The following is a 20671-nucleotide window of genomic DNA, read 5'->3' as shown; positions in this document are numbered from 1 at the left end:
AAACTTTTATGTTAAAAAAACTTTTAAACACGCCGATTTTTAATCAAGAAGCTAAAGAAAACTATTGGTTTTTCTGGTTTATTTTTAGCTGTTTCTTTCCAGTATATTATGGTGTTATTTCACTGATCAATGCTTTCAGTCATCCTTACTTAATTCAAGATGATGCCCGACAGCATATCTTCTGGATGCATCGATTTATTGATCCTACTCTTTTTCCTAACGACATCATTGCTGACTATTTTCAGGCGATTAATCCAAAAGGATATGAAGCTTTTTATTATTTCATGGCTCAATTAGGAATTGAGCCTTTATTATTAGCCAAATTATTGCCCATTGTTTTAGGTTTCATTACTTCTGCCTACTGTTTTGGCGTAGTGATGCAGTTATTTCCAGTACCATTCGGAGCTTTTTTGACTACGCTGATCCTCAATCAAGGGCTCTGGATGCGAGATGAAATTATTACAGGAACCTCAAGAGCATTTTTATACCCGTTATTTCTAGCATTTATTTATTACTTGCTTAAACAATCCTTTATCGCTTGCATGATTAGCGTGGCACTACAAGCCGTCTTTTATCCCCCTTTGGCATTAGTAGAAGCTGGCACCTTGTTGATGCGGCTAGTGCAGTGGAAAACCGGAAAACCTCAGCTTTCTAGGCAACGATCGCCCTACCTATTCGGTCTCGTTGGGGCAGGCTTAGCGATCGCTCTCATCCTCAGGTTCTTCCCCGATCTGTCCGCTTTTAATCCCATGGTTACCGCCGCTCAAATGCAAGCTATGCCAGAGTTTGGAGCAGGTGGAAGACTGGGGTACTTTAATCAAGACTTTTGGCAAACCTGGATCAGCGGTGATAGTGCCATACTTCCTAGGTTCGTTCCGCCCATTATTCTACTAAGCGTTCTTTTTCGCATCTTTCGGAGACGATCGCCACTATCTCATCTTGTTTCTGAAAAGATTACACTGCTGCGTGATCTACTGTATGCTTCGCTTTGTCTTTTCCTACTAGCACATATCTTTCTGCCCCGGCTGTACTTCCCAAGTCGTTTCACAGGGCATAGCTTTTGGTTTGCAATGGTAATCACGGCTGGAATTGGTATTACATTAGAGTTAGAGAGATTTAGAATAGGGTTGCTTCAGCACAACTTGAATCACATAAAGATAAGAGTAGTGATTGTCCTCACGACAATCTTTATTCTCGCCGACCTATTAATTCCTACTATTCCTGCAATCTTCCTGAAAGGACAATCTCAAATTATTGGTGGCACGCCCAAAGTTTATCAGTTCTTTGCTCAGCAACCCAAAGATATTTTGATTGCATCGCTAGCTGAAGAAATCGACAATATTCCAGCATTTAGCAAGCGATCGATCCTAGTTTCTAAAGAATACGCTCTACCGTTTCATTTAGGCTATTACAATCAAATTCGGCAACGAGCGATTGATCTGATCAACGCACAGTACAGCCCTTCTCTCCCTGCACTTCAAAACTTCATTAGAAAATACAACATCGATTTTTTCCTGGTCGATCGCAATGCCTTCCAGCCCAAAGCTATTCTTAATAACCCAGGTCTGAAAAACTGGCTGATGCAATTTCAACCTGCTACTAATGAAGCGATCGCCCGTCTCCAAAAACAGGAAAAACTGGCGATCGTTCCCCTCATCAAACCTTGCACCATTCTGAAAGCCAACAATTTATCTGTCTTAGAAGCTCAGTGCTTGCTCTCAGGCGGTGTGAAGACACCGCAAATGATTAAGACACGTCCCTAGCGCAATTCCATAATCGCCTGCTGAATTCGATTCAACAAAGACGAATCTGCATCTTGCGCCACCCGAATTTCATTAAAGCGAGTGATGGTTAAGCCATTTCCTTCAACAATAGAAATAGCTTGATTGCAATAACTTACTGCAACTTGCCGCACATTACCTGGCAGATCATTCAAACTGCTGGGACGATGACACTCAATTCGAGGCACACTTCCACTAATGCCCTTAATTTCCTCATACGCCGACTGCCGTAAAGGCTCGATCGCCAACACTGAACGCGCATAGCTCTGCACATCTGAGTTAGAAATAGACTGCGCATAAGCCGCACTGCTGAAAGACACCCCCACAGAACTTTGAAAACTAGGCACAAGCCCTAAACACAAACTGGCGGCCGCTCCCACTCCCACCATCAGCGATCGAGCGAGCAGGTTCTTGAACTTGAAGTGAGACATTTGATGAGCAATAACCATAGCTGACACTTGGGCTAAACCCTAACGATTGAGTACGATTAATTGTTTTGAATCATTTTATAGGTAGGAAGTTCCACGCATTGACAATCTTGCAGAAAAGATCCTGCAAAAAGAACTTAGCCATAAACTTAGACATAAAGCTGACACAGTTCCATCACCTTCATCTGCATTAACTCCAACGGATCAGCACCAAACTTTAACCCAAACTCCAACTCCATCAAAATCGGCAACGTCTGCTGGAGACTTGCCAACCGTAGCGGCTTCACCTCTTTCTGCAAAAAATAAACCTGCTTCGGATTGCCAATCTCTGCTAATCGGGCAATCTCTCGTTCGTCCCGCTCTCCTGTCTCCATCATCAGCTTGATCCAGAGCCTCGTCCGAAACTGTCCCACCAGCGTTGCCACAATCCGCAACCCAGGCTCATTACGGCTAAACAAGTCAGACACTAAAGTCAACGCCTTCGCTGTGTCTCCCTGCCGAATTGCCACTGCCAGCTGCAAACTATTTTGAGTATGAGCCGTCACCAAGTTCAGTACAGCCGCCTCATTTACAGGAGCTTGGCTCTCTCCTACATACAGGCGCAGCTTTTCCATTTCACTATAAAGTTGCCGAGAATTATTTCCGACTGCCTCCGCCAATAGCTCGATCGCCCCATTCGTCAGCTTCACACCCACCGATTGCGCGACCTGCCGCACATTTTGTATCAACAAATCGGTCTTCCAGGGCGAAATTGGCGAAAACTCCCGAATCTCTGCCACCTTCTGAAACAATTTTGTAGACTTCAAGCGTCCGTCTAATTTGCTTGAAGAAGTGAGCAGCAGCACTGTGGTTTCAGGTAAAACGGGTAAAGTCCGCTCTAGTTCTCTTAGCAAATCGTCTGGACATCGCTGCGCCAAAAGGGTATCTGCCAACCAAACCAATCGGCTCCCGGTTCCAAACACAGGAGTCATTGCCAAATTCAAACCCTGAACGACTGCATCGGTTTGATCTGCGGGCAGCTTATCGTAGTTAAAACTTGCCCAATCTGGATCAACCGTGCGATCGCGCAGTGCCGCTACCGCCTGCCCCAATGCAAAGTCATCTTCTCCCCAAAAAAAATAAATTGCCATGCCCTACTCCCTAATTTTTTAGCTCAGATTCCCGTTACATTAATTGAAGCTATAAAATGCGATCGCCCCAGTTGGAAAAAGAGGACAGGTAGATTGGACGACTCTTATCAAATTTACGTTAATCGAGTAGCGCGGATGACCTTACCAGAGGCTTATCAGTCTCAAGTACAGCATATTCAGCCATCTCCCAAGTTTCAGCCATCCGAAGGGCAAGTTCAAGCTACCCCATTCCCTGGCTACACCCTCCTAACGCCGCCTTGGGTCGAAGATGATAAAAACACCGCGTTCTACCAATATCTAGAACACCATCAACAGCAGATTACCGCGCAGCTTGATCCAGGCGTGTTTTTCCCGGTGCCCTCCTCCAGCTTCCACATGACTATTGCCGACCTCATCTGGGACAGCGCCTATCGTCACGCTAGCGAATCTCCCACCTTTGAGGCAGAGCTACAGCAGCGAGTTGCCCAAAGCCTTCAAAAATGTAAAAAAGGAGAAAAGCCAATTCACTGGCAAGTTATGGGGCTATTCCTCAGAACCCGTGCCATCGGCGTTTGCCTTGCCCCTAGCGACGAATCTTCCTACGAGCAAGTATTGCAGGTTCGTCAAGCCATCTACCAAAACCCTGACCTAATTGCCCTAGGCATTGAGCAGCAATACAACTTTACTGCCCACGTCACTCTAGGCTATTTCGGCGATGCAGCAGCCACAGCAGACCGTCAGAGTATTAGCCAAACGCTCACGTCCTTGAGTCAGCAAGCATTGGATGTAGACTCACCCCAAGAAATTTGGGTGCATCGAGCAGAGCTCCGGAAGTTTGACGACATGACCCGCTACTATCGCGAACCCGAGTGGGCAGCGTTAGACCTCTAAATGCCCTGTGTTACCTGCAAACAGTACGGAGATTACAGATGATCTGGTGGGCTGCCCCTTTGACCACCCATTAAATAGGGAAAGCGAATTGAGCAAGAGTCAGATTCTAAGAGGGGCGTTGTTAGAAAAGAAATCCACTCAAAGCCCCTCTAGAGAACCAGCGTTGAAGACTATTCCGCAACGCCAGAAGAAGGGACTAAACGCTTCCGTAGAGAAGCAGATCGACGCTTTGCCGTTGCATTCTTAGGATCAGACTTTAAGGATTCGTCGTAAGCTTCGAGAGCTTGAGTGGTTAATTGCTTCTTCTCATAAGCAAATCCTAGGTTGTTCCAAGCTGTAGAATATCCAGTCTGTAATTCGAGGGCTTCTTTATATTGCTTAATTGCCAAGTCATACTGCTCTTGCGCTGCGTAGGTAAACCCTAACGCATTGTAGATAATGGCAATATTTTCAGATCCTTCCAGGTCTTTTGCTTTGAGCGCTTTTTGAAACTGAGCGATCGCGGGTTTGTAAAGCTGCTTATCTAGTAAAATACTGCCCAATTCATAATGCTCTTTCGCGGTTCCTGTTCCCTCATTGAGCTTATTTTGAAGCCGCGTCATTGTTCCTTCTACTCGGCGGGTCTTAAAGATTTGGCGAAATAAAAACCAGCCAACCCCTGCTAGTAGCGCCACCAAAATGCTTAGATAAACCAACAGAAGCTGACTATCGTTCATAAGTCCTAAGTTTTAAATCAACAGTTTTCATCAGTTTATTTCAGCCTACCGCATCCCTACCCCCCAAAAACAAGTCGGGCGCGATCGCTCCCGCCCGACTCAACCTCATAGGTCACTCACTTAGCTTACGAACACTCCACTTTTAGTCGCGGTTCATGGCTAGCAAGAACCGTAAAATAAAAACAAACAGGTTAATGTAAGTCAAATACATCGACAAAGCCGCCGGGATCCCTTGGTCATCGCGATAAATGCGAGGCAGCGTATGGAAATCCACTACAGCCGCACCTGCAAACAGCAAAACGCCAATTCCAGAGATGCCTATTTCTAACCAAGTTGGCGTGTAAAAGCCTAACAGCGAACTAATTAGCTGTCCAACCATTACCACTAACAGAGCAATCACCCCTAAGCGAACTGTCTGAGATAGCGCATTACCATCTTGTTCAGAAAGATTAGACCCCACTTGCCGTGCTACCACAAAGGTAACGCCACAGCCTAGAGCAGCAACTCCTACGCCGCCAATGCCAACGCCTGCTGTTCCTAGCGCAACCGCTACTAAGCCGCTCAAGGTATAGCCAGTCAGTAGGCTATAGGTTGCCAATAGCGGCAAAGCCACAGCATTATTGCCTTTTTCAGCCACACCACGCGCCACAAAGAAAAGAATCAGTTGCAGCACCATTGCCCCAATAAAGGTGGGCATAAAGATGCTGTAGTTACTTTGAATAACGCTCAAACCACCGTAGGTTCCAAGGGCAGTCAGAACTAAGCCGCCGCCAAGGTAAGGCAAGGCATTGGCAATCACATTAGGACCTACTAATGCTTGCCCTTTGGATTTCCGAATCGCTTCTCTAAAGTTACTAGTGTTGCTCATGTGCTTCGTCTCTTAATTGACAGTGAATCAGGTTTTTTGTACGGAAGCTCCAGGATGCCCTAAGAGAGGTTGACAGACTTGCAGATAACCGTAACCCTCCCCAAAAAGGCGATCGCCCTCAATCTCAAATCCAGACCTGTCTATATTTTAAGCCATCTCACGGACGAGCGGTCGCTCCATCTTTACCCCATCGTTCTACAAGCCTTTAGCCATCAATCTTTCTGTCTATCTCCGTAGGGTCAGTGTTTCTGCTTACACCTCTACGGAGACAAAATTCTATCCCAGTGGAATAACGATGGTTTGCCCTGTCTCTAATACCGACAATGAGCCATATCGGACGCATGGCAACAGATTCAGACGCAAGGTGGATTCTTAAGATGATAGCTGCTCAATCCTCTCTCCGCTCCCGTAGCATGGAACTGCTGATGGCATACCAGCACAAGCCCTCGGTAGCCCTTCGCAACAAGCTAGTCCGCCTCAATGCTGGATTAGTTCGCAAGATTGCTCATCGGGTCAGCCATCAGTGTGCTGAACCCTACGAAGACCTCGAACAAATTGGCTATTTAGGTTTAATCCGGGCGATCGAGCGCTTTAACCCGGCTCAGGGCTGCGCCTTTAGCTCGTTCGCAGTCCCCTATATTCGGGGTGAGATGCTGCATTTTCTGCGCGATCGCAGTAGTTCGGTTAAAGTCCCTCGTCGTTGGCAAGACTTGCAGAAAGAAGGGCAGAAAGTCCGGGTTGAACTAACTAAAGACCTGGGACGACAACCCCTCGATTCTGAGATCGCCGATGAACTAGGCATTTCTGTCTACGAATGGCGCGAAATCAAAATGGCGGTCAAAAACCGTCTGCCCCTCAGCCTGGATGCCACCGTTTCTCAGCAAATTGATTCCTCCATTACCCTCGGCGAAACCCTACCCGACACACACTACCAGGTCATCCAACGTTTAGAAGAAGACCGTCAACAACTCCAGCATGCCCTCTGCCAACTCGAAGATAAAACCAGAGCGGCGATCGAGTTTGTCTTCTTCAACGATCTTTCCCGCAAAGAAGCTGCCGAACGCATTGGGGTTAGCCCCATGACCGTCACCCGTCGCATTCAGCGAGGACTAGAGCAGATGGTGACGTATTTACAGCCCCAGGCTTTGCAGACTGACCCTTAAGCGGCTAGTGGTCTAGACCTAATGGTTGAGCTTCCGTAGAGACGTTACCTATGACACCTCAACAGACGAAAACAATATTTCTAGAACATATCAGCGTTTTCGATATCAATACGATAATTTTTGGAGTAGAACCTCATATGAGTTCTGTGAATTTTGAAATGCTGGTGCTCGATCCAGGTAGGAAAACACGATATGAGAATGCGTTGAGCCTATTATATGCAATACGTAGCTTCTCAGGACTCTGGCATACTCCTGAGTTGAATCAAAAAACTCTGAAAATTGAAGATGGCACGACTTTCCTTCAAGTCGCCAATCAAGCCGCAAAGGTAAGTAAAGAGGCACCGCCTAAAGCAGCAACGCGGGCGTTTTCCATTAGTCTGACTGGCGAATTTGACGCAATCGAGCCATTGAGGGTTCTGATCGTCGATTACATCAAAGCGCAAGAATTTGAGCATAGATACATCACGAAAGATGAGGTATCTGAGCATATTGCTTGCGAACTATACCCCTACCTGTACCGAGTAGAGAATAGATTACGCGGATACCTGACGCATGTCATGACAACGCGCTTCGGCGGTGGTTGGTGGAAAGTCAGCGCATCCAAAGAGATGGATGACAAAGTGAAAATGCGAAAGAAAAATGAACGTGTCTTTGGTTCAAGTATTGACAATAGCGCTTTCTTAATCGATTTTGACGAACTTGGTGAACTGATCTTTGAACAAACTTCAGGATTTCTAACCCGTGAAGATATTGAGTACCGCGTAAGGCACCTGCCTGAAGATATCGAGGCTCTCAAAAAACTTAAATCTGATCTCCAATCAAACTACCATAAATTTTTCAAGACAGCATTCGCAGACCGAGACTTCAAATCAAAGTGGAAAGATTGGGAATTGCTTAGAAATAAGATTGCACATACTAATCTTTTTACTAAGGAGGATTTGACTAACGGTAAACGAATTGCAGATGAACTTATTCTAATCATTGGTGAGGCTTATGAATCACCTGAGCAACCAGTAATTACCCAGGTTGAACGTGAGGCGGTTCAAGAACAAATCATTGCACGTACCATAGATGAAGATCCTTTACCACCTGACAGCTTAAAGGACACGCCAATATTACAAACCAGTTCTTTGACAGAAGCAGAGTTTTTGGATGAGTTACGTGATCAGGAAGAATTCTACTCAAATCGACCCAATGGTTTTGTTGGTCTTGTTCGATTTCTCCGCTTTCACTTAACTGAATTGGGGCATAGCGAATCAGCAGCGAAGGAAGTGCTAAAGCAACTTCAAGGAGAAAACAAAGTTGAAGTCTATCGCGTAGACAACCCATACAATTCGGCACAGACTTTGGCACAAACTGCCGCGTTACGGAGGATAAAGTAAGCCAGTGCAAGGTTATCAGTGAAATACTACCAAGTTTATTTATGCGTAAGAAAAGGGCTTTTTTAGCGGGTCATGTCGCGTAGTGCGCCTTTGGTCATGGCGGCGATCGCCTGATCGGTTGCTTTCGGCAAGTGATAATACTTTCCACCTGCGTGTTTCGCCAGTTCTTTAGCAAACCCCGTCGAAACAAACTTATTCTCGGTATCAATCACCAATAGCTGAATTCCTAAAGCTCGAATCTTCCCAGCAATATCCAGTAATTCTGCCTTAATGTCCGGCTTTTCCCCTTCCACAATCGGCTCACCCAGCGATCGCGCCAACGAAATATTGCCTCGTCCATCAGTAATCGCCACAATCACAACCTGCCCAATATCTCCCGACTTTTGGGCGTTCGTACCGACCCGCACCGCCTGAGTTAGCCCGTGCGCTAGCGGCGATCCACCGCCACAGGGCATTCGCTCCAGTCGCCGCCGCGCTGCCGAAATTGAGCGAGTTGGGGGCAGCAACACTTCTGCTTGTTCTCCCCGAAACGGAATCAATGCAATCTCATCGCGGTTTTGGTAAGCCTCAGTCAACAGCCGCATCACAGCGCCCTTAGCAGACTGCATCCGATTCAACGCCATCGATCCCGACGCATCCACCACAAATACAATCAACGAGCCAGCCTTCCGAGCCAATCGCTTTGCCCGAATATCCCCTTGCTCCACAAAAACGTTCTTGCGAGATAGCGAACCTTCTTGTGTCTGCTCATACCGCTGTCGTCGCGCTTTTTGATAGGGTGCGGCACTCCGCAAAGTGGCATCGACCGCAATGCGTCGGACTTTTCCACCTTTGGGCAGCATTGGCTTAATGTAGCGCCCCCGATCTTCGGAGAAGATAATGCTGTTCGCACCTGATTTTCCACGCTTTTGCGCCATTTGAGCGAAGTAAAGCACCGTCGGGTCAAGAATTACACCCTCTGGGTCAAAGATAAATTCTTCAGGAACGATTGGTGGCTCTTGCTCAGGCTGCTCGTCGTCATCCTCTTCGTCTTCTTCCTCTGGCTCGTCCTGCTGCTCGTTTTGCTGTGGGGGCTGAGGTGGCGGCGGTGGCGGCGGTGCTTCATCGGGCGGAGTCTGAACGATCGTTGAGCGGGGCACAATGACCAACTCAACAGCCCGCCGCAAATCTTCTGCGGTTACGTCGGTTCGTCCATCTAGGGCAGCATGGGCTTTTGCTACCCGGACGGCAAATAACTCTGCCCGATGTCCTTGAACGCCACCCCGCAGCGCCTCGCTGACCAAATAGGTAATTTGCTCACGGGCAATCTGGACCTCTTTGAGCCATTCCCGCGCCAGAATGATCTGAGTTTTCATTGAATCCAGGTCTTCGGCGTACTGTTGCAGAAACGCTTGGGGAGAGTCGGCGTATTCAGTGGCTTGATCTACTGCTGCAACGCGCTGATCGAGCCCTAGCACAGCATCGGCAGAAAGGGCGATCGCAATTCTATCCAGTAAATGTTCTCGCAATTCCCCTTCTTCTGGATTATAAGTGGCGATCAACAGCGGCTTACAAGGATGCTGATAGCTGATTCCTTCCCGTTCAATCTGGTTGTGCCCATCAGTTAACGCCCCTAGCAGAAGATTCGCCACCTGGTCGTCTAACAAATTGATTTCGTCAATGTACAAAACGCCCCGATGTCCTTCTGCCAAAAGCCCTGGCAGGAAGATAGTTTCACCTCGCTTAATTGACTGAGTAACATCGACTGACCCCAATAGACGGTCTTCTGTTACACCTAAAGGAATTTGAATGAATGGCGAAGGAATGATTTCGGTAGGCAATTCATTGGAGTGGCTGGCTCTGTCGATCGTTTCGTCATCCCACTCGCTGGGACGGCTGGGATCGCAGTTACAGTAAGAGCCTTGAATCACTTCAATCGGTGGCAGCAACGCATGAATCGCCCGTGCCATCACAGATTTTGCTGTGCCGCGCCGCCCCGCGATTACCACACCTCCTAGCGCTGGATCGATCGCAGCCAACAAAAGAGCAAGCTTAATTGCCTCTTGTCCAACCACTGCGGTCAGAGGAAAAGCATTCGTCATGGGGGAACTGGTCAGGGCAGGCATGGTTTTCATTTTGGCGAGTCGCACCTTCTAGCATATCAAGCAACGCCTACAGTTAAGGTGCCTTGCTCACCATCTAACTGGGCTGGAACGCCAACGGGCAGGGCAGCATTTTCGCCATCATGACCAAAGGGCAAGCCTGAAACGATCGGGATTCCTAAATCGGAGAGGCGATCGCGTAGCACTTCTTCCACAGTAAAACTGGGCACATTGACAGGCGGCTCACATTGGCTAAATCGACCTAGGGCAATCCCTTTAACTTGCTCAAATGCGCCGCTCATTCGCCACTGGGTCAACATTCGATCGATGCGATAGGGCGCTTCAGTCACATCTTCAAACGCCAAAATTACATTTTCTAAGGACGCTTGAATTGGCGTTCCGAGTAGATGAGTCGCCACAGTGAGATTGGCAGGTAACAAAAGTCCGGTTGCCTGACCCTTGCCCCAGCCTTCGCCGTTCAACGGAGGTAACGCCCTCTTTGAGACACCCGCAAGCGATCGCCCTTCTACCCAATCAAATAATCGCTGCACCGACCACTCTGGCTCCGCCGCCAAAGTTGTTAGCAACGGGGCATGAACACTAGAAATCCCCTCCAGGCTGAAGCGCCACAGTAAGCTAGTAATATCCGAAAACCCAATCAGCCACTTAGGTTCAGAAGTAATCCACTGCCAGTTCTCCAACAGTCGCGCCCCACCATATCCGCCTCTGGCACAGAGAATCCCTCGGCATTCTGGATTTTTGAGGGCAAATTCAAGCTGCGATCGCCGTCCCTCATCCGTCCCAGCCAAGTAGCCCCAGCGATTGTCGTAGCCTGGACATAGCTCCACGCGGTAGCCCCGCGATCGCCAAATTTCAACACCCTTTTGAAAAGCGGTAAACTCCCTCAGCGCACCGCTGGGCGCGATGACGTAAAGCAGATCACCGGGGCGCAAAGGAGCGGGAACAGTACAAGGGCGCATGAATTTTAGATTTTAGACTTTGGCTTCTAAAATATCGTAAAACCAGGCTTCCATACGATCGCCCATTGACAGCATTGAATATTCTGCTTCAGCACGGTAGCGGCAGGCTTGGCGATCGATCTGCGGCAGATGGGCGATCGCCTCGACTAGCCCATCTAAGCTATCTGGCTTCACTAACCAACCCGTCACGCCATCTTGCACAATCTCGGCAGGGCCGCCTCGCTGGTAAGAAATCACAGGAACGCCACAGGCAAGCGCTTCGATCGCCACATTTCCAAACGCCTCCACCCATTTGTGGGTCATCAGTAATCCTTGACAGCGACCTAAAGCTTTCTGTAGAGCTTTGGTAGATAGAAACCCTTCGTAGGTGAAAGCGGCATCAGGATAAAACATACAAATTTTGTCCCAGTAATCCAAGTCGGGCATAGCTCCCCAAATTTTGAGCGGGATGCTTAGGCGATCGGCAGCCGCGATCGCATCTTCAATTCCTTTCTCAGGCGCAATCCGCCCTACCCAACCCAAATAATTCTCTGGCTCGGCACAAAAATCGTAGATCTTTAAATCGATGCCATTCCCCAAACATCGACACCTATCTGCAAACTCGAACGTCTCTGCCTGCGCCCGACTATGCACCCCAATTGTTCCGGGAAACCGAACAGCAGTTTGCCCAATGACAGCATCCATCGCCAAAGTCAAAGAACCCATACTAACCAAATGGGCGATCGGAGTCTCCAAGAAAGGAGTCAGGTAGAAAGGCAGCCAATCATAAGCAAAATTCACCAGCAAATCGTACTTGTCCTGATTCTCACGGGCGTATTCCCACATATTCGCTAACACCGAATCTCCAGGCATCTCAATAGGAGCATTGCGTCCCTGGGTTTGGGCTGTGGTATGAAGCTTGCCGCCAATTGGGGCGATCGAGAGCCCTGGCATACCCGAACCCATCGGAGCCAGAATGTCTACCGAGTGCCCTCGTCCCATCAACTCCAATGCAATATTTCGCAACGTTAGCTCTACACCTCCTCCCAACCCTGAGCCTAAAGCACCTACTGGGGTTGAAAGCAGCAGTAAATTAAGAGGATTTCGAGCAGAATTCACGGGCTTCCAGATTTTATAAAAAGTTGAACCAAGAGATCAGTAACTCGTGAGATGCTACTCACATTAAATCGTTACAATCAGAAGTGATCTTTTAGAAGTTTGACCGATCCCATCTCATCAGCGCTAGAAGTTCTGTTGGATTAGGATAGTCTGAAATTAGTAATAATTATGAATGAATGGAACCCACTAGAAAATATTCAAGAGCCAGCGGCTAAGATCTCAGAGAATTTAGAGCAAATGGAACAACAGCCCATGTCTGCTGAAATAAATCTAGAAACCGCAAACGAACCTCAATCTCAGGACGAAAATTTGGTTCCTGAGCCAGCGATCGCAGAGGAGCTTATCCTGGACGCGGAAACAGAGCCGTTTGACCTTAGCCCAGAACCAACCCCTGAGGCACAGGATGCCCATGTTAAAGAATTAACTCAGAGCATTAATACATTGAAGGCTCAGCTTGACGATCGCTCAGCCCAAGTTGAAGAACTGACCAATCAGCAAAAGCGCTTGGCAGCAGATTTTGAGAACTACCGGAGACGGACAGCGAAAGAGAAAGAAGACCTGGAAGTTCAGGTAAAAATTGCCACCATTAACGAACTGCTTTCTGTAGTCGATAACTTTGAACGGGCGCGATCGCACATCAAGCCGCAAAACGAAGCCGAAACCACCATTCACAAGAGCTACCAGGGCATCTACAAGCAACTTGTAGATTCTCTCAAGCGCATTGGCGTATCTCCCATGCGGGCAGAAGGTCAGGACTTCGACCCCAACCTGCACGAAGCCGTAATGAGAGAACCCACCAGCGAGTTCCCCGAAGGTTCAGTTATGGAAGAACTGGTGCGCGGGTACATGATGGGCGATCGTATCCTTCGGCACGCCCTGGTCAAAGTCGCTGCTGCCCCCGATGGCGATAGTCCAGACGACGGATTATCAGATATAGGCTAATTTATTCCTAAAATGCCAATGCTTTTCTAATCTGCGGCGATTACTAGTCTCTGCAAGGGTCATGCATTCGTTACAAAGTTTTTCGAGTGTCCTTGATCGTATTTCCCATAGATTGAGGAATACTTCAGCAAGGATGAAATGGGTTCTATTGAGCCGTACTCTCAGTTGTGCGCTCATTCACTCGAACACAGACACGAACGCAAATTATGGGAAAAGTCATTGGCATTGACCTGGGCACAACCAACTGTTGTGTAGCCGTTCTTGAGGGCGGTAAGCCTGTTGTAATCTCTAACTCTGAAGGAGGGCGAACCACGCCCAGCATTGTGGGGTTTGGCAAAACAGGCGAAAGGCTCGTGGGGCAACTTGCCAAACGGCAAGCCGTTACCAACGCCGAAAACACAGTTTTTAGCATTAAGCGATTTATTGGTCGCCGCTGGAATGATACCGAACAAGAGCGGTGTCGGGTTCCCTACGTCTGTGTCAAAGGGCGCGATGAAACAGTAGACGTGCAAATTAGAAGCAACGCCTACACCCCCCAAGAAGTCTCCGCCATGATCCTGCAAAAATTGAAGCAGGATGCTGAAAACTACTTAGGCGAAACAGTTAATCAAGCTGTAATTACCGTTCCGGCATACTTTACTGATGCCCAGCGCCAAGCCACCAAAGACGCTGGAACTATTGCAGGGCTAGAAGTCCTGCGCATCATTAACGAGCCGACTGCCGCCGCCCTATCCTATGGATTAGAGAAGCAGCACCAAGATCAAACTGTCTTAGTCTTTGACTTGGGCGGCGGTACGTTCGATGTCTCTGTGCTGCAGTTAGGCGATGGCGTTTTTGAAGTCAAAGCCACCTCTGGCAACAATCGTTTAGGCGGTGATGACTTCGATAGCCTCTTAGTTGAGTGGATGAGACAGAAGTTTCAGCAGCAAGAACAAATTGACCTTTTGACTGACAAAATGGCGCTTCAGCGTCTGAGAGAAGCTGCCGAAAAGGCAAAGATTGAACTCTCTACAATGCTGACGACGACTGTCAATTTGCCATTTATCACGGCAGATGAGACAGGCCCGAAGCATCTAGAAATGGAGCTGACCCGTGCCCATTTTGAAGAGTTAGTCGCGCCCTTAGTCCAGGCAACCATCGACCCGGTTACCCAGGCTTTGAAAGACTGCGATCTCTCTCCCGATCAAATCGATCGCATTATCCTCGTTGGCGGCTCAACTCGTACCCCAGCTGTTCAAGAGGCAATTCAAAAGCACTTTGGCGGCAAAATGCCCGATCGCTCTGTCAACCCTGACGAAGCCGTAGCATTGGGTGCGGCCATTCAAGCAGGCGTACTGGGCGGCGAAGTCAAGGATCTGCTCCTGCTAGACGTGACTCCTTTATCCTTGGGTATCGAAACCTTAGGTGAAGTTTTCACTAAAGTTATTGAGCGCAACACCACGATTCCCAGCAGCAAAACCCAAACTTTCTCTACTGCCACAGACGGTCAAACCTCTGTTGAAGTTCATGCACTGCAAGGCGAACGGGCACTGGCAAGAGATAATAAGAGCCTTGGGAAGTTCCAGCTAACAGGCATCCCATCTGCACCTAGAGGCGTTCCCCAAATTGAGGTGTCTTTTGAAATTGACGCAAACGGTATCTTGCAGGTTGCAGCCCGCGACAAAGGCACAGGACGCGAGCAAGGCATCACGATTAGCAACACTGGCGGATTGAGTGAAGCCGAGGTCGAGCGAATGCGCCAAGAGGCAGAGCTTTACGCTGAAGATGACGATCAACGTAGACAGCTTGTAACGCTGCGCAACCAGGCAGATAGCTTGTTCTACAGCTACGAATCAACTTTACGAGACAGCGCTGACTTCATCACCGACGATCTCAAGCGATCGGCAGCAGATCGCGTCTCTGATTTACGAGTAGCTCTGGCAAGCCGTTCTGTGACCGTGGAAGAGATGAAACAGTGTCTAGACGCACTTCAGCAGACTTTATACACACTGGGCGAAGCTGTCTATCAACAGGCAGCAGAACCTAGCTTGGGCAATAGTCGCAGCGAAGGAGAATATGCCTATGCAGCGGCGGCTCCTTGGGCAAGCGATACAGATGCATGCAAGAGTTCTAATGATTACGACAACGACTTCGCAAACGACGAAACGATCACAGCTGATTATGAAGCCGTTGATTAAGCTGAGAGAGTCTTATCAGGCTTGACTTAGAGGGAGTAAGCTCAAGCCTGTTCCCCCCATTCATCTTGTCTTAAAAAATGGCATGTTTAAATGGACAGCCGTTCCCTGTCTGATTAGTTTAGGATGGAGTGGGTGGAAATTGTGAGCCATGAGCTATCATGGCGCAAAGCAAATCTCCACTTTCAACTTCTTCATCCCCCTTATTTAGCAACGCTCTATGGCAGGTGATTACTACGAACTCCTTGGCGTTCAGCGCAACGCAGACAAAGAGGAACTGAAACGCGCTTACAGACGGCTCGCTCGTAAATATCATCCTGATGTCAACAAAGACGCAGGTGCCGAGGAGCGCTTTAAAGAAATTAATCGAGCTTACGAAGTCCTTTCTGAACCCGAAACGCGATCGCGTTACGATCGTTTTGGTGAAGCTGGGGTAGGTTCTGCTGCGAGTGCTGGCTACCAAGACTTTAGTGACCTGGGCGGCTTTGCAGATATTTTCGAGAGCTTCTTCAGCGGCTTCTCAGGTGGCGCGGGTCAGCAGCAACAACCTGGGCGCAGACGGGGTGGACCGACCCGAGGCGATGACTTACGCCTTGACCTTAAACTAGATTTTCGAGAAGCAATCTTTGGCGGCGAAAAAGAAATTCGGATCAGCCACTTAGAGACTTGTACCACTTGCAGCGGCTCGGGTGCGAAACCTGGCACTCAGCCACGAGTTTGCTCAACTTGTACTGGGGCTGGGCAAGTGCGCCGCGCCACCCGCACTCCTTTTGGCAGTTTTACTCAAGTTTCTGTTTGCCCCACCTGCAACGGCACAGGGCAAATGATCGAAGACAAGTGTGATGTGTGTGGCGGCAGCGGACAGAAGCAAGAGGCGAAGAAGCTAAAGATTACGATCCCTGCTGGGGTCGACAATGGCACACGCCTCCGAGTTTCCAGTGAGGGAGATACTGGGCAACGCAGCGGTCCGCCTGGGGATTTGTATGTCTACTTATTCGTAAACGAAGATGCCGAGTTTCAGCGAGATGGCATCAATATTCTCTCTAAAATTAAGCTCAGTTATTTGCAGGCAATTTTGGGCGATCGCATTGAAGTTGAAACTGTAGATGGTCCTGCGGAAGTTACGATCGCGCCCGGAACTCAGCCCAATACCACCATTACCCTGGAGAATCGTGGTGTTCCCCGTTTGGGCAACCCTGTGAGTCGGGGTGATCACTTGATCACCGTTGCGATTGACATTCCTACTAAAATTAGTGCCGAAGAAAAAGAACTATTGGAAAAATTGGCAAAAATTCGGGGCGATCGCCTCAGCAAAAGTGGTGGATTATTTGGAGGACTCTTTCGAGGATGAGCCATTTAATACCTGACGCTCAACTCGACCTCCGGGGAACTCCCTGCCCCATTAACTTTGTTCGTACCAAACTTCGTCTAGAAAAGATGGCTCCTGGTTCTCTTCTGGAGGTTTGGTTGGATGCAGGAGAACCCATGGAGCAAGTCCCAGACAGCCTCAAAATGGAAGGTTATGGAATCGAGCAAATTGAGGAGCGCACTGACTTTTTCACCCTCAAGATTCGTCGTCCCTATCAGATAGACGAGCCTGAACTATGAGTATGGGCAACAATTCCCAAGTTGTCCCTGCTCCAGTTGGAACTGTTGTTGCTGTTCAAGCCAATTACTATCGAGTGAGGCTGGATGCTTTTATTCCAGAAGAAGCAGGGGAAGTTGATTACTTACTTTGTACCCGCCGATCGCGGTTAAAAAAAATTGGGCAGCAGGTTATGGTAGGCGATCGCGTAGCTGTTGCAGAACCAGATTGGGTAGACCGACGAGGCGCAATTTCTGATGTAGAACCTCGCCAAACTCAAATGGATCGTCCACCCGTTGCCAACGCCAACCGAATCTTGCTGGTATTTGCGCTTGCGGAACCAAATTTAGATCCGTTCCAACTCAGTCGCTTTTTAGTTAAGGCTGAGTCTACGGGTTTGTCGGTAAGTCTTTGTTTGAATAAGAGTGATTTAGTAACGCCAGAGATGCGGCAGAAATGGTGCGATCGCCTTCATCAATGGGGCTACGATCCAGTTATTATTAGCCTTCAGGAAAGCAGCAATTTAACTGTCCTACAACAACAATTAGCCAATACTATTACGATCGTTTCTGGCCCTTCTGGGGTTGGCAAATCTAGTTTAATTAATCGACTTATTCCCGCTATTGATTTGAGGGTTAACTCAGTTTCTGGCAAACTGGGTCGAGGACGACATACTACCCGTCATGTCGAGCTATTTCGTCTGCCCGGGGGCGGTTTACTAGCCGACAGCCCTGGTTTTAACCAGCCAGATTTAAACTGTACACCCACCGAGTTAGCACAGTATTTTCCTGAAGCACGCCAACAGTTAATGGGAAACTCCTGCCAGTTTAGCAATTGTTTGCACCGTACCGAACCTAACTGTGTTGTTAGAGGAATGTGGGAGAGATACGACGACTATTTAACATTTTTAGAGGAAACAATAGTTTATCAGGAAACCCTTAATCACTCTAGCGAAGACGAGGAAAGCACAAAATTAATGAATAACAAAGGAGAAAATCAACTGCAAGTTGAACCTAAGTTGGCGACTAAAAAATATCGTCAGCCCTCTCGTCGAACCCAAAAACAAACGCTTCGAGATCTCTGTCACGACATCGAAGAATCCTTAACAGAAAGTGATTGATGTGCCCTTAGAGTGTGGCTCTCCCTAGGATGTCAGGGTTCTAAGAAATTTTAGGCTTAAAGTTAAATACAGACAGGGCTAATCGGTCATTCATTAGCACTTCTCATTCTTGAGAGAGTACGGCTAGGCACAATTATGTTGCTCGAAACACAGAACATTGATTTCTAGGAGTATAATTACTTACTTCAGTTGCTTAGATAAGAATAATGTACGAGTTACTCACACAGAAACTCTCGTGAAACTATCGGGTTCTTCAGCAACTCTTCAAATAGATTGCCTGATCAAACTGAGCTTCTATCCATCTAGCCAGGGAATAGTAAGAAAGCTGAAGGGTGTCAGATCTGCTGTAAAGATGGCGATACCTGGCAATTTATCAAGCGAGTGATGCTGCATGAGCTACTGCTTAAATCCTGCCTGTCCTAATCCCGAGAATTCTAATACTGTTGACCAATGTGCAGCTTGTGGAACCAATCTTTTAATGCGCGATCGCTATCGTGTTCTTCAGGCATTAGGGCAAGGTGGTTTTGGAGCCACCTTTGTAGCAAAGGATGAATCTTTACCCGGTTCTCCTTACTGCGTAATTAAGCAATTGCGACCCGTAACGACTTCTTATCACGTCTTACAAATGGCGCGAGATTTATTTCAGCGGGAAGCCAAGACTTTAGGAAAAATTGGGAACCATCCTCAAATTCCGCGCCTGTTAGATTATTTTGAGGTAAATCGAGAGTTTTATCTGGTTCAAGAATATGTCAGTGGCTCGACGCTACAGCAAGAGGTCAAGCGATCGGGGGCTTTCAATGAATCTGGGATCAAACAGTTCCTCAGCGAAATTTTGCCGCTGATGCAATACGTTCACAGCCAGCAGGTGATTCATCGTGATCTCAAACCCGCCAACATTATTCGGCGTTCTCAAGATAAAAAGTTAGTTCTAATTGACTTCGGCGCTGTAAAAGATCAGGTTAGTCCTGTCCTGTCTACAGCTTCTGAACAAACCGCACTGACGGCATACGCTATTGGAACACCCGGCTATGCACCTCCCGAGCAAATGGCAATGCGTCCTGTCTATGCCAGTGACATTTATGCACTAGGAGTTACTTGTCTCTATCTGCTCACCACTAAGTCACCCAAAGATATGGCGTACGACCCTGCTAGCGGAGAATTGGTCTGGCGAGATTTGGTACACATCAGCGACCACCTGGCAGAAGTTCTCAAAAAGATGCTGGAGGTGTCTGTTCGTCATCGCTACCAGAATGCAACTGAAGTACTGAGGGCACTGGAATTAGAACCTTACATGGATAGTTTGGCAAAGGGTATGGCAAATCAGGCAGGGCGAACCCCACGTCACAATACCCATTCCACGATCGATCGCAATGATTCAACGTCTTCTGCTTCATCCTCTCCCTCTGCTCGCATGGCTGCTGCTATTCGCGCCCGTCATGCCAAGAGCCACTCTGAAGCAACAAGTTTACAAACTGGAGTATCGCGCCATCCAGTCATGCAACAGGCGATCGCCGCTATTCCATCCTCAGAAAGAACGGATGAGCAAACAACAAGCAAGACTTCAACTAAAATTCCTAACCTAACAGCCGCCGCTTTGTTAGAAGCGTATGCCAAAGGCAAGCGAGATTTTAATTCTCATGATTTGAGCTTGCTAAATTTAGCTAAGACGGATTTGTCTGGAGCCAATTTTCACCAGGCAAAACTTTATAAAATTAATTTACAAGGCGCTAACCTATTCAATGCTGACTTTGGTAGAGCCAGTTTGAGCCAAGCCAGCGTTAAAAACGCAAATTTGTCGAGAGCCTACCTGAGCCACGCTGATTTAGAAGGTGCCGATTTGCGGGGAGCAGACCTGAGCTACTCCTATCTCAGCAATGCCAATTTGCGCGGGGCTAACCTTTGTGGAGCAGATTTAACAGGAGCAAAAGTTTCAGCAGAACAACTGACACTGGCACGAACCAATTGGGCAACGGTTCACCCTAACGGCAAACGAGGATTGTGGTAAGTTTTTGATAGTCCTGCTTCCCTAAAACCCATGCCTGATCTTTCGACTCAAAACGCTTCAAAAAGTCCTGAAAACCCACGAAAGCTCGACCCTCAACTCTATGCCCAGCTTCAAGCAGAGGCAAAAGCTCCTTATCGTGGGCTGAGAAAATTTGTTTATTTTGCTTGTGGTGCATCAGGGGCGATCGGGGGAGTTGTGTTCCTCACCCAATTAATTGCAGGACGAGATATTGGTAACGCTCTGCCCAATTTTGCCTTCCAGATGGGGATTGTTGCCTTAATGGTGGCATTATTTCGCTGGGAGCAGCGGGCAGAACGTAAGCCTTAAGGTGAAAGGAACTCGCATCTT

At 48.0% G+C, this 20671-nt stretch carries 19 protein-coding genes; 12 read left to right on the top strand and 7 right to left on the bottom strand.

The window, feature by feature from the left end:
* Window positions 1-8 precede the first annotated feature (8 nt).
* Window positions 9-1763 (top strand): hypothetical protein, encoded by a 1755-nt coding sequence (locus KME11_15500; protein MBW4516614.1) that lies wholly within the window; start codon window positions 9-11, stop codon window positions 1761-1763.
* Here KME11_15500 and KME11_15495 read toward each other — a convergent pair.
* Window positions 1760-2230 carry a DUF4168 domain-containing protein gene (locus KME11_15495; protein ID MBW4516613.1) on the bottom strand — a complete coding sequence of 157 codons (471 nt, stop codon included), beginning with the start codon at window positions 2228-2230 and terminating at the stop codon, window positions 1760-1762. The genes KME11_15500 and KME11_15495 overlap by 4 nt on opposite strands.
* Window positions 2231-2358: 128 nt before the next feature.
* Window positions 2359-3339, bottom strand: a complete 981-nt coding sequence (gene holA / locus KME11_15490) for a DNA polymerase III subunit delta (protein ID MBW4516612.1) — start codon at window positions 3337-3339, stop codon at window positions 2359-2361.
* A 93-nt stretch (window positions 3340-3432) separates the two neighbouring features.
* Here holA and KME11_15485 point away from each other — a divergent pair, with 93 nt between their 5' ends.
* Window positions 3433-4209, top strand: a complete 777-nt coding sequence (locus tag KME11_15485; protein MBW4516611.1) for a DUF1868 domain-containing protein — start codon at window positions 3433-3435, stop codon at window positions 4207-4209.
* A 170-nt stretch (window positions 4210-4379) separates the two neighbouring features.
* Here the strand turns inward: KME11_15485 and KME11_15480 are convergent, their stop codons facing one another.
* Both KME11_15480 and KME11_15475 read right to left on the bottom strand, forming a co-directional pair.
* Complete coding sequence (locus tag KME11_15480) at window positions 4380-4925, bottom strand: tetratricopeptide repeat protein (GenBank protein ID MBW4516610.1); 546 nt, start codon at window positions 4923-4925, stop codon at window positions 4380-4382.
* A gap of 142 nt (window positions 4926-5067) precedes the next feature.
* Window positions 5068-5793 (bottom strand): Bax inhibitor-1 family protein, encoded by a 726-nt coding sequence (locus tag KME11_15475; protein ID MBW4516609.1) that lies wholly within the window; start codon window positions 5791-5793, stop codon window positions 5068-5070.
* A 78-nt stretch (window positions 5794-5871) separates the two neighbouring features.
* Between KME11_15475 and KME11_15470 the strand changes: the two genes are divergently transcribed.
* From KME11_15470 to KME11_15460, 3 genes are all read left to right on the top strand, one after another.
* Complete coding sequence (locus tag KME11_15470) at window positions 5872-6030, top strand: hypothetical protein (GenBank protein MBW4516608.1); 159 nt, start codon at window positions 5872-5874, stop codon at window positions 6028-6030.
* A 140-nt stretch (window positions 6031-6170) separates the two neighbouring features.
* On the top strand, window positions 6171-6956 hold the full coding sequence (locus KME11_15465) for an RNA polymerase sigma factor SigF (GenBank protein MBW4516607.1): 786 nt from the start codon (window positions 6171-6173) through the stop codon (window positions 6954-6956).
* 50 nt (window positions 6957-7006) lie between these two features.
* Window positions 7007-8338 (top strand): hypothetical protein, encoded by a 1332-nt coding sequence (locus KME11_15460; GenBank protein ID MBW4516606.1) that lies wholly within the window; start codon window positions 7007-7009, stop codon window positions 8336-8338.
* 62 nt (window positions 8339-8400) lie between these two features.
* Here KME11_15460 and bchD read toward each other — a convergent pair whose 3' ends face one another.
* From bchD to KME11_15445, 3 genes are read right to left on the bottom strand one after another with little or no spacing between them, the layout of a single operon-like run.
* Window positions 8401-10443: a magnesium chelatase ATPase subunit D gene (bchD, locus tag KME11_15455; GenBank protein ID MBW4516605.1), complete on the bottom strand. Its 2043-nt coding sequence runs from the start codon at window positions 10441-10443 to the stop codon at window positions 8401-8403.
* Between the two features lie 35 nt (window positions 10444-10478).
* On the bottom strand, window positions 10479-11399 hold the full coding sequence (locus KME11_15450; protein ID MBW4516604.1) for an LD-carboxypeptidase: 921 nt from the start codon (window positions 11397-11399) through the stop codon (window positions 10479-10481).
* A gap of 12 nt (window positions 11400-11411) precedes the next feature.
* The gene (locus KME11_15445) at window positions 11412-12497 is read right to left on the bottom strand and encodes a glycosyltransferase family 4 protein (GenBank protein MBW4516603.1); all 1086 of its coding nucleotides are present in this window, start codon (window positions 12495-12497) and stop codon (window positions 11412-11414) included.
* A gap of 237 nt (window positions 12498-12734) precedes the next feature.
* Here KME11_15445 and grpE point away from each other — a divergent pair, with 237 nt between their 5' ends.
* The 7 genes from grpE to KME11_15410 all read left to right on the top strand — a co-directional run bounded on the left by grpE (window position 12735) and on the right by KME11_15410 (window position 20650).
* Window positions 12735-13439 carry a nucleotide exchange factor GrpE gene (grpE, locus tag KME11_15440; protein MBW4516602.1) on the top strand — a complete coding sequence of 235 codons (705 nt, stop codon included), beginning with the start codon at window positions 12735-12737 and terminating at the stop codon, window positions 13437-13439.
* A 206-nt stretch (window positions 13440-13645) separates the two neighbouring features.
* On the top strand, window positions 13646-15616 hold the full coding sequence (dnaK, locus tag KME11_15435; GenBank protein ID MBW4516601.1) for a molecular chaperone DnaK: 1971 nt from the start codon (window positions 13646-13648) through the stop codon (window positions 15614-15616).
* Between the two features lie 217 nt (window positions 15617-15833).
* Window positions 15834-16964, top strand: a complete 1131-nt coding sequence (gene dnaJ / locus KME11_15430) for a molecular chaperone DnaJ (GenBank protein ID MBW4516600.1) — start codon at window positions 15834-15836, stop codon at window positions 16962-16964.
* Window positions 16961-17221 carry a sulfurtransferase TusA family protein gene (locus tag KME11_15425; GenBank protein MBW4516599.1) on the top strand — a complete coding sequence of 87 codons (261 nt, stop codon included), beginning with the start codon at window positions 16961-16963 and terminating at the stop codon, window positions 17219-17221. Before dnaJ ends, KME11_15425 begins: the two co-directional genes overlap by 4 nt.
* 2 nt (window positions 17222-17223) lie before the next feature.
* The gene (rsgA, locus tag KME11_15420) at window positions 17224-18318 is read left to right on the top strand and encodes a small ribosomal subunit biogenesis GTPase RsgA (GenBank protein ID MBW4516598.1); all 1095 of its coding nucleotides are present in this window, start codon (window positions 17224-17226) and stop codon (window positions 18316-18318) included.
* Window positions 18319-18709: 391 nt separating this feature from the next.
* Window positions 18710-20323: a pentapeptide repeat-containing protein gene (locus KME11_15415; GenBank protein MBW4516597.1), complete on the top strand. Its 1614-nt coding sequence runs from the start codon at window positions 18710-18712 to the stop codon at window positions 20321-20323.
* A gap of 30 nt (window positions 20324-20353) precedes the next feature.
* Entirely contained in the window at window positions 20354-20650 is a 297-nt protein-coding gene (locus KME11_15410) for a DUF3493 domain-containing protein (protein MBW4516596.1), read from the top strand.
* Window positions 20651-20671: the final 21 nt, after the last annotated feature.

The organism is Timaviella obliquedivisa GSE-PSE-MK23-08B, from assembly GCA_019358855.1.
Classification (GTDB): Bacteria; Cyanobacteriota; Cyanobacteriia; order Elainellales; family Elainellaceae; genus Timaviella; species Timaviella obliquedivisa.
This window is presented reverse-complemented; position numbering and strand designations above follow the sequence as displayed.

Coding starts and splice junctions, on each gene's coding strand:
- KME11_15500 (MBW4516614.1), top strand. CDS start 9: ATGTTAAAAAAACTTTTAAACACGCCGATTTTTAATCAAGAAGCTAAA.
- KME11_15495 (MBW4516613.1), bottom strand. CDS start 2,230: ATGGTTATTGCTCATCAAATGTCTCACTTCAAGTTCAAGAACCTGCTC.
- holA (MBW4516612.1), bottom strand. CDS start 3,339: ATGGCAATTTATTTTTTTTGGGGAGAAGATGACTTTGCATTGGGGCAG.
- KME11_15480 (MBW4516610.1), bottom strand. CDS start 4,925: ATGAACGATAGTCAGCTTCTGTTGGTTTATCTAAGCATTTTGGTGGCG.
- KME11_15475 (MBW4516609.1), bottom strand. CDS start 5,793: ATGAGCAACACTAGTAACTTTAGAGAAGCGATTCGGAAATCCAAAGGG.
- KME11_15465 (MBW4516607.1), top strand. CDS start 6,171: ATGATAGCTGCTCAATCCTCTCTCCGCTCCCGTAGCATGGAACTGCTG.
- KME11_15460 (MBW4516606.1), top strand. CDS start 7,007: ATGACACCTCAACAGACGAAAACAATATTTCTAGAACATATCAGCGTT.
- bchD (MBW4516605.1), bottom strand. CDS start 10,443: ATGCCTGCCCTGACCAGTTCCCCCATGACGAATGCTTTTCCTCTGACC.
- KME11_15450 (MBW4516604.1), bottom strand. CDS start 11,399: ATGCGCCCTTGTACTGTTCCCGCTCCTTTGCGCCCCGGTGATCTGCTT.
- grpE (MBW4516602.1), top strand. CDS start 12,735: ATGGAACAACAGCCCATGTCTGCTGAAATAAATCTAGAAACCGCAAAC.
- dnaK (MBW4516601.1), top strand. CDS start 13,646: ATGGGAAAAGTCATTGGCATTGACCTGGGCACAACCAACTGTTGTGTA.
- dnaJ (MBW4516600.1), top strand. CDS start 15,834: ATGGCAGGTGATTACTACGAACTCCTTGGCGTTCAGCGCAACGCAGAC.
- KME11_15425 (MBW4516599.1), top strand. CDS start 16,961: ATGAGCCATTTAATACCTGACGCTCAACTCGACCTCCGGGGAACTCCC.
- rsgA (MBW4516598.1), top strand. CDS start 17,224: ATGGGCAACAATTCCCAAGTTGTCCCTGCTCCAGTTGGAACTGTTGTT.
- KME11_15415 (MBW4516597.1), top strand. CDS start 18,710: ATGAGCTACTGCTTAAATCCTGCCTGTCCTAATCCCGAGAATTCTAAT.
- KME11_15410 (MBW4516596.1), top strand. CDS start 20,354: ATGCCTGATCTTTCGACTCAAAACGCTTCAAAAAGTCCTGAAAACCCA.